This is a genomic window from Rhizobium sp. PRIMUS64 (assembly GCF_023006465.1).
GTDB lineage: Bacteria > Pseudomonadota > Alphaproteobacteria > Rhizobiales > Rhizobiaceae > Rhizobium > Rhizobium leguminosarum.
Genome location: NZ_JALBGX010000046.1, coordinates 41,772 through 50,326, shown reverse-complemented (window position 1 = coordinate 50,326; position 8,555 = coordinate 41,772). Strand labels below are relative to the sequence as shown.

The window sequence follows — 8,555 nt, the reverse complement described above, 5'->3', positions numbered from 1 at the left end:
GACGTGACGGCGCGCGAGCGCGGCGAGGCGGCGGCGGAAGCCTATACCGCCAAAGTCCACGCCACCCATGTCTCGCTCGACATCACCTCGCGCGTCTTCGAGCTGACAGGCGCGCGCTCGACGGCCGATAAATATCGCTTCGACCGGTTCTGGCGCAATGTCCGCACCCATACACTGCACGATCCGGTCTTCTATAAAGCCAAGGAAGTCGGAGAGTTCGTGCTGAACGACAGGATACCCGAGGTCAGCCTCTATAGCTGAGGTGGCCACCTTCCATCAAAAGCAAAAACCCCATTGCCGACGCCGGCAATGGGGTTTTCGTTTGCGAGGATAGAAGCTTCAGAGCGCGCCGTTCTTAGGCGGCGTCACGCCGTTCAAGTGATAGTTGCCGACGACGTGATATTTCCAGCGCACGGGATCGTGCAGCGTGTGGGTGCGGGCATTGCGCCAGTGGCGGTCGAGGTTGAGGCCGGCCTGCACCGACGAGGTTCCGGCAAGCTCGAAAAGCGTGTTTGCGGCCTCGAGCGCCACTTCGGTCGTCAGCACCTTGGCGGCTGCAACCGCAAGCGTCGCCGCGACCACCTTTTCCTCCGTCGTCTCGACCTGCGCGGCATCGACCTTGTGGCCGGCGCGCTCGACAAGAGCCGTTGCGGCTTCCAGCCGGATGGCGATCTGGCCGACCTTGGCGATCGTCAGCGGATCGTCTGAGGCGCGGTCAAGACCGCTATCCATCCACGGGCGCGATTTCGTCCTGATGAAATCAAGCGTTTCGGCAAAGGCCGCCCGTGCGATACCGAGATCGACGCCGGCATGGATGATCTGACCGACCGAACCGATCGTCGTCGGCCGCTCGAAACCCTTGTGATGGAAGACCACGGAATCGGCGCTGACATAGACATTGTCGAGGATCGTCGTGCCGCTGCCAGTGGTGCGCTGGCCGAAGCCGTCCCAGTCGTCGACGATCTCGACGCCTTCGGTGCCCTTCGGCACGAAGGCCATGGTCAGCCGATCCTCCGGATCGAGCGCAAAAATGGTGATCCAGTCGGCGAAGAGGACGCCGGTCGAATAGAATTTGCGGCCATTGATCCGGTAACCCGGCCCGTCGCGGGTGATGCGCGTATTGTAGTGGCCGACCGTCTTCGTGCCGCGCTCGGAAAGCGCATTGCCGAAACGATCGCCGGCCAGCACCCGGCCGAAGAAATAACGCTGCTGCTCCTCGCCACCGTCGGTTCTGAGCGCCTCGAGAATATAGAAATGGTTCTGCGGGATCTGGCCGATCGAACCATCCGCCTCGGACAGGATCGCGGTGATCTCGGCAAGCACGGCGTTGGAGACGTCGAGCCCGCCATATTGCGCTGGCACGGTGATCGCCAGAAGGCCGGACTGGGCGAGAAGATCCAGTTCGGTAAACGGCAGGATCCGGTCGGCGTCGCGCTCGGCTGCGCGTGCGGCAAATTGCGCCGCCAGTCTGCGGGCGGTGGCGATCGCCTCATCATCGCTGCCGATACGGTCGGCCACGGGCCGGATCTGATCTGCTTGCCTCAGCACGGTGTTCATCGATGTCTCCAATTCTGACGAGCCTATCGGTGAAAGAAATTAAGCGTCGAGATAAGAGCACAAATTCTATAGATGCGATGGAAAATGAAAAGTGTTTGCTTATCAGGCTTAGACCGCCGCGATTAGTGTTGCGGTCCGGCACTCGTGCGACGCGGTTGCCTGGGAAGCGATAAAAATCCTGCCCAGAACTGGCGCTTTCGGTCTCGATTTGACGACGGCGACCTCCTACGTAGTCGATGTCAGGTGCGTCACCGCGCCGGTCAGAAAGAACGCCCAATGCGGGGCAGGGCGACCGCCTTGCCCGATCCATGAGGAAATTCATGACCCGTTCACGGCAGTTGCGCCTCGGCGCCTTCATGCGTCCTGTCAGCCTGCATACCGGCGCCTGGCGCTATCCCGGTTCTTATCCCGACGCCAATTTCAATTTCGCCCATCTGAAATCCTTCGCGCAGGCGCTGGAGCGGGCAAAATTCGACGCCTTCTTCATGGCCGATCACCTCGCCGTGCTCAACATGCCGGTCGAGGCGCTGAGGCGCAGCCACACCGTGACCTCTTTCGAGCCCTTCACATTGCTATCAGCGCTGGCAGCGGTGACGGAGCGCATCGGCCTTGTCGCCACCGCTTCCACCACCTTCGACGAGCCCTATCATATCGCCCGGCGTTTCGCCTCGCTCGACCATATCAGCGGCGGCCGCGCCGGCTGGAACATCGTCACAACGTCGAATCCCGACGCCGCGCTCAATTTCGGCCTCGACGAACATGTGGAGCATGGCGAGCGGTATCATCGCGCCCGGGAATTCTACGACGTGGTAACCGGGCTCTGGGACAGCTTCGCCGACGATGCCTTCATCCGTGACCGGGAAAGTGGCCTGTTCTTCGATCCGGCAAAGATGCATGTGCTGAACCACAAGGGTGACGAACTCAGCGTGCGTGGGCCGCTCAATATCGCCCGACCGCCGCAGGGTTGGCCCGTCATCGTCCAGGCCGGCCAGTCGGACCCTGGCCGCCAGCTTGCCGCGGAGACCGCCGAGATGGTCTTCTGTTCGCCGCGCGATCTGGCCGCCGGCAAGGCGCTCTATGCCGATATTAAAGGCCGCATGGAAGCCGTCGGCCGCAACCGCGACCATCTGAAGATTCTGCCCGCCGCCTTCGTCATCGTCGGCGACAGCATCGAGGAGGCCCGCGCCAAACGCGCCACGCTCGACAGCCTGGTGCATTACGACAGCGCTATCGCCTCGCTTTCGATCGCGCTCGGCCATGACGCTTCGGGCTTCGATCCCGACGCACCGCTGCCGGCCGATATTCCCGACACCAATGCCAGCAAGACCGGCCGCGCCCAGGTGCTGAAGCTTGCGGCGGAGGAAAATCTGACGGTGCGTCAGTTGGCGCAACGTTATGGTGGCTATGCCGGCCTTGCCTTCGTCGGCACGCCGGCAAGTATCGCCGACGACATGGAGCGCTGGCTGGACGAGGAAGGCTCGGACGGATTCAACGTCGTCTTTCCCTATCTGCCGCAGGGTCTCCTCGACGTCACCGAACGGTTGGTTCCCGAGCTTCAGCGCCGCGGCCTGTTCCGCAGCGAATACGAAGGCACGACACTGCGCGAGCATCTCGGATTGCCGCGGCCGGAGAACCGGTTCTTTGCTGCTGGTGCTTAGGTTTGCAGGCCGGCAAAGCGCCAGGGATCGATGCATTCGATCCCGAGCGGGATGAAATGCGCGACATTGCGCGTAACCAGTTTCAGCTCGTGCTCCAGCGCGGTGGCGGCGATCATCGCATCGGCGGAGGGGCGCTTGTCCGGGGTCGGCAGCAGGCCGGCCCGGCTTGCCGTTGCGGCATCGAAGGGCAGGATGCGTTCGGCGAATTCGGCAAGCACGATCTCATCCATCCAGCGGCGGAGATCCTCGGCGAAACCAGGATCCTTTGCCCGCTCGCGCTGGATGCCGAACTGGATTTCCATAATGGTGATCGCCGAGAGATAGGCATCGGCGACCGAAAACTCCTTCATGAAGTTCTGGAATTCCGCCGCCTGCCGTTCGACCCTTCGCGCAGCAGAGATGACATTCGTGTCGAGCAGAAATGCCATTAGAACTCGACGGTCCTGTTGTCGAAGTTCAGCCGCTCAGGTTCGAACTCTCTTTCATCGGCCCCCGGATCGCGCAGGGCCGCAAAAAGGGTCTTGGGCGCCTTCCAGTTCGCCTGGAATTCGGCATAGCTGACAAGCACGTAGGCTGCCTCACCGTGATCGGTGATCACGAGTGGCTGCTCGCTCGCCTCCTTCTTCGCTTTGCTCGGATTCTGATTGAAGGCGGCACTGGTCATGAAGGACATTTTCATCGAAATCATCCATACTACATTTGTTAAGAAATATACTACATCCGGCTCGATTTACAAGATCGCCGAAATGGACGGCCTCGCTTTCTGCTTTCCGGAAGCAAGCCGATCGCGCTCAGGCCATGACCCCAACCCGAAACGCGTCGCTTTCGCCCGCCATCAGTTCGAGCGGCCAGATAATGTTGCGCCCGTCGCCTGGATAAAACTCTCGATAGACCGGCATGTTGGCGAGAAGCATCCGGCCGAGTTCGACGCCGAGATCGTAGAGCGACATGCGAAAGCAGCTGAGCGAGGGCTGCAGGAACCGTGCGCGCGGAGCGTCGCGGAAGCCGATCACCGCAAGGTCGCGGCCGGGCATGACGCCCGATTCCATCAGGCAGCGATAAAGGCCGATCGCCATCAGCTCGTAGATCAGGATCACCGCCGTCGGCCGTTCTTCGAGGAGCAGCAGCTCGTGAGCCGCCTGATAGCCGCCCTGTTCACTCGACTTGACGCGGATGACGAGCGAGGGGTCGAAGGGAATATCGTGCCGCTCGAGCGCGCGGCGATAGCTTTCGATAAAGAGATAGCCGAGGTTGGCCTCGCTCGACGGCGCAGTGATTGCGATCCGGCGATGTCCCAGCGCGATCAACCGCTCGACGGCATGGTCGGCCACGCCCTCGAAATCGAGATCGATCCAGGGAAAATTGCTGGCCGAAAGGCTGCGGCCGAGCGCGACGAAGGGGATCTTCGCCCGCGACAGAAAGTCGATGCGCCGATCGACGCGCTGCGTGTCCGAGATGATCATCGCATCGACGATGCGCCGCGCCACCATCCGCTTCAGATATTCGTGCGGGTCCTCGTCGCTCGGGCAGGGCAACATGATGAGGTCGAGCTTGTGGCGGGCAAGGACGCTCTGCAGGCCGCTGGTGACGCCGAGGAAGAAGTTGTCGGCGTTCTCGACCGTTTCCTTGCTAGATTCGATCATCAGCCCGATGACCTTCGTCTCCCCCTGCCTCAGGCTCCGCCCAGACTGGTTGGCGACGTAGCCGAGTTCGTCGGCCGCCGCCAGCACCCGCCGGCGGGTTTCCTCATTGACATCGGGCTTGCCGTTCAGCGCACGGGACACCGTGCCGATCGAGATATCCAGGTATTCGGCAAGCTGGCGAATCCCCTTCATCGGCCGCGTTTTTCTTTCAGTCTGCAATTTCGCATTTCGCCTCTATTGACACGGTAAAATGTTTCCGCATACAGTCGTAAACGTTTACGGAGTGCGTGTCATCAGGAGTTGGCGCCATTCCCTCGGAGGAAATCGTGAAATTCAGTGCCATTCTGTGCGGGTGCGGAGCTATGTCCAAAGGTTGGTTGCGAGCCATCGCTTCCAACCCTCTGCTGGCCGACTCCATCACCATCGTCGGCCTTGTCGACCTGAACCGGGAGACGGCGGAAAAGCTTGCCGCGGAGTTCGGCCTTGATGGCGCCGTCATCGGTTCGGACCTGTCCGACGTCATCACGGCCACGAAGGCCGACCTGGTCTTCGACATCGTCATTCCGGCTGCGCGCTACGACGTCGTTTCGACGGCACTCAAGGCCGGCTGCCATGTGCTCAGCGAAAAGCCGATGGCCGCCTCGCTTGCCGAGGGCGCTGCGCTGGTCAATCTTGCCGCCGAGACCGGCCGCATCCACGCCGTCATCCAGAACCGTCGCTTCATATCAGGCGTCAGGCGCCTGCGTCGTTTCGTCGACAGCGGCGCGATCGGCGACCTCACAGGCATCCATTGCGACTTCTTCCTGGCACCGCATTTCGGCGGCTTCCGCGAAGAGATGGACAACGTCCTGCTTCTCGACATGGCGATCCACACCTTCGATGCGGCGCGCTACGTTGCCGACAGGAAGCCGCTCGCCGTCTATTGTGTCGAGCGCAATCCAAAGGGTTCGTGGTACCGGCACGGCGCCTCGGCCAACGCCATTTTCGAATTTTCCGACGACATCGTGTTCACCTATCGCGGCTCCTGGTGCGCCGAGGGCGAGCGCACCAGCTGGGAGAGCCAGTGGCGTCTCGTCGGTTCGAAGGGAATGCTCACCTGGGATGGCGAAGAGAGTTTCAAGGCGACTGTTGCCGGCGAAGAGCCCGGCCTTTTGCACGGCTCTGTCGCCGTAAACGTTCCCGGTCCGGAACATGACGAGGAAACCCATGGCCACGCCAGCGTCATCGCCGACTTCATCGCTGCGATCGGCACCGGCAAACAGCCCGAGACGGTCAATTCCGACAATATCAGAAGCCTTGCCATGGTCTTCGGCGCAATCGAAAGCGCCAAGACGGGCAGGCGCGTCGAAATTTCAGCATAGGATGAAGTGACGTGAGCAACCCTGCAAAATCCATTCGTATCGGTACCATGGTCAGCGGCAACAAGGGCGATGCCGCAACCCGCATCGGCGAGATCGCCGACATGGGCTTCGAAAGCTTCGAACCCTTCTTCTGGCAGACGACCAAAGGCCAGGATCTTGCCGAACTCGGCAAGCGCTGCCTCGATGCGATCGGCGACCGCGACATCACCATCTCGACGCTCGGCATGTTCGGCAATCCGCTTGAAGAGACCGCAATCGACCTTGAGACGCTGCAAGGCTGGAAGCACTGCATCGACAATGCTCATCACTTCGGCGCCACCTGCGTTGCCGGCTTCACCGGGCGCATCCGCGGCAAGCCGCTGACCGACAGCCTGCCTCGCTACAAGCAGATCTGGAGCGAGCTTGCCAAGCGCGCCGCCGACAAGGGCGTCAAAATCGCTTTCGAGAATTGCGCCATGGACGGCAACTGGGCGACCGGCGACTGGAATATCGCCCATAATCCCGATGCCTGGGAACTGATCTTCAACGAGACGCCGGATGACAATATCGGGCTGGAGTGGGAACCGTGCCATCAGATGGTCTATCTGATCGACCCTTTGCCGCAGATCCGCAAATGGGCGCACAAGTTCTTCCATGTCCACGGCAAGGACGCGACCATTCGCTGGGAGGTCATCAAGGAACACGGCATCTTCGGCAAGGAGAAGTTCGTCTTCATGCGCACGCCGGGCTTCGGCGACAGCAACTGGACCGACATCATTTCCGAGCTGCGCCTTGCCGGCTGGTCCGGCTCGATCGACATCGAAGGCTGGCACGACCCGGTCTATCGCGACGAACTCGAAATGACTGGCCAGGCCCACGGGCTCAACTATCTAAGGAAATGCCGGGGCGGAGATTTCATTGTTGATCCCTGATCAACCGCCTAAGGTGGGCGCCGCCGGGCTGGGAGGCCCGGGGGGCGCCATGACTGACTAACGTGGTCTTTTCGCGGCGCAGCCGCTTTTTTGGGAGGAAAGCATGAAAAGAATTGCAAGACTTGCGCTAGCACTCGGCACGGCGATGCTGATGACATCGGTCGGCCATGCCGAACAGAAGACCTTCAAGATCTGGTGGTTCGAGGAGCCGACCACGGCTCAGGGCATTGTCTGGAAGAAAGCGCTCGAGGAGTTCAAGGCGAAACATCCGGACATCAACGTCAGCTTCGAGCAGAAGACCTTTCAGCAGTTGCAGGCCTCAGGCGGCATGATCCTCAATTCCGACCAGGCCCCCGACGTGCTCGAGTACAACAAGGGCAATGCGACCGCTGGCTTGGTTGCAAGCCAGGGATTACTGACCAATCTGGATGACTATGTGAAGAAGGAAGGTTGGGACAAGATCCTTAACGAAGGCGATTTTGTCCTTAGCCGTTATGACGAAAAGGGCATCTATGGCTCCGGCCCTGTTTGGGGCGTATCGGTCTTCGGCGAATATGTTTCGTGCTTCTACAATATTGACATGTTCGAAAAGGCAGGCCTCAAGCCGCCGACGACGCTCGAAGAGTGGGTCGCTGACATGGAAGCATTCAAGCAGAAGGGTCTCACGCCCCTCGCGCTCGGCGCCATCGACACCAGTGGCCAGCACTTGCTAGCCTCTCTCGCCTATACCAAGGCCGATGACGCCTGGGTCCAGAATTATCAGGGTTTGAAGGCTCCCCTCGACGGCGCGCCCTACCTCTATGCGGCGCAGACATTGCTCGACTGGGTCACAAAGGGCTATATCAAAAAGGACTCCACGGGCATGAAGGACCCGGATGCGGCTCTGCTCTTCACCTCCGGCAAGGCGCCGATGTACGTCTCGGGCACTTGGAATCTCGGTACCTTCGCCTCGACCATCAAGGACTTCAAGTGGGGTCAGTTCGTCATTCCGACGCCGAAATATTCGGTCGGCTCGACAGGCAATCTCTGGGTCGTTCCCAAGGGTAGCAAGAATCCCGATCTCGCCGCCGAGTGGATCAGCCTGACCTTGTCGCCGAAATACCAAGCTGAACTCGGCAATGCCGGCGGCGTGCCGATCGCCGCTGATCTTTCCGTCATCACCAACCCCATTGGTAAGAACGCCGCAGCGGTTTTCAAGCAGATCTCTGACAAAAGCGGCCTCGGTTTCTATCCTGACTGGCCGGTTCCCGGCTACTACGACGTGCTCAACCAGAAAGACACCGGTCTTTTCCAGGGCAGTCTTACTGCGGAGCAGTTCGTCGAACAGATCAAGCAGGTTTACGACGACACGCAGGAAAATCAGTAGCGCGACCTTGAACGATGGGCTGCGCCGAAGGCGCAGCCCAGCATGGGAGGCTGAAGGAA

The 8,555-nt window shown here is 60.7% G+C and carries 9 protein-coding genes; 5 read left to right on the top strand and 4 right to left on the bottom strand.

All coding sequences use genetic code 11. The features are described from left to right. Positions 1-261 (top strand): acyl-CoA dehydrogenase family protein (locus MOV76_RS19185; RefSeq protein ID WP_258719793.1); only part of this gene is annotated, 261 nt, incomplete at its 5' end. Between the two features lie 78 nt (positions 262-339). Here MOV76_RS19185 and MOV76_RS19180 read toward each other — a convergent pair. After that, on the bottom strand, positions 340-1,557 hold the full coding sequence (locus MOV76_RS19180) for an SfnB family sulfur acquisition oxidoreductase (protein WP_247265072.1): 1,218 nt from the start codon (positions 1,555-1,557) through the stop codon (positions 340-342). A gap of 320 nt (positions 1,558-1,877) precedes the next feature. On the opposite strand from MOV76_RS19180, the gene MOV76_RS19175 reads away from it, so the two are divergent. After that, positions 1,878-3,215: an LLM class flavin-dependent oxidoreductase gene (locus MOV76_RS19175; RefSeq protein ID WP_247265071.1), complete on the top strand. Its 1,338-nt coding sequence runs from the start codon at positions 1,878-1,880 to the stop codon at positions 3,213-3,215. Here the strand turns inward: MOV76_RS19175 and MOV76_RS19170 are convergent. The 3 genes from MOV76_RS19170 to MOV76_RS19160 all read right to left on the bottom strand — a co-directional run bounded on the left by MOV76_RS19170 (position 3,212) and on the right by MOV76_RS19160 (position 5,050). Further along, positions 3,212-3,643, bottom strand: coding sequence for a type II toxin-antitoxin system VapC family toxin (locus MOV76_RS19170; RefSeq protein ID WP_018246984.1), 432 nt, complete (start codon positions 3,641-3,643; stop codon positions 3,212-3,214). The two genes, MOV76_RS19175 and MOV76_RS19170, sit on opposite strands and share 4 nt — an antisense overlap. After that, positions 3,643-3,903 carry a type II toxin-antitoxin system Phd/YefM family antitoxin gene (locus MOV76_RS19165; RefSeq protein ID WP_018246983.1) on the bottom strand — a complete coding sequence of 87 codons (261 nt, stop codon included), beginning with the start codon at positions 3,901-3,903 and terminating at the stop codon, positions 3,643-3,645. Before MOV76_RS19165 ends, MOV76_RS19170 begins: the two co-directional genes overlap by 1 nt. A 103-nt stretch (positions 3,904-4,006) precedes the next feature. Beyond that, positions 4,007-5,050, bottom strand: a complete 1,044-nt coding sequence (locus tag MOV76_RS19160; RefSeq protein WP_247265070.1) for a substrate-binding domain-containing protein — start codon at positions 5,048-5,050, stop codon at positions 4,007-4,009. A 134-nt stretch (positions 5,051-5,184) separates the two neighbouring features. Between MOV76_RS19160 and MOV76_RS19155 the strand changes: the two genes are divergently transcribed. From MOV76_RS19155 to MOV76_RS19145, 3 genes are all read left to right on the top strand, one after another. Next, positions 5,185-6,219: a Gfo/Idh/MocA family protein gene (locus tag MOV76_RS19155; RefSeq protein WP_168278630.1), complete on the top strand. Its 1,035-nt coding sequence runs from the start codon at positions 5,185-5,187 to the stop codon at positions 6,217-6,219. Between the two features lie 11 nt (positions 6,220-6,230). Further along, complete coding sequence (locus MOV76_RS19150) at positions 6,231-7,130, top strand: sugar phosphate isomerase/epimerase (protein ID WP_247265069.1); 900 nt, start codon at positions 6,231-6,233, stop codon at positions 7,128-7,130. Positions 7,131-7,233: 103 nt separating this feature from the next. Further along, positions 7,234-8,496, top strand: a complete 1,263-nt coding sequence (locus tag MOV76_RS19145; protein WP_247265068.1) for an ABC transporter substrate-binding protein — start codon at positions 7,234-7,236, stop codon at positions 8,494-8,496. The last annotated feature ends 59 nt before the right edge of the window (positions 8,497-8,555 follow it).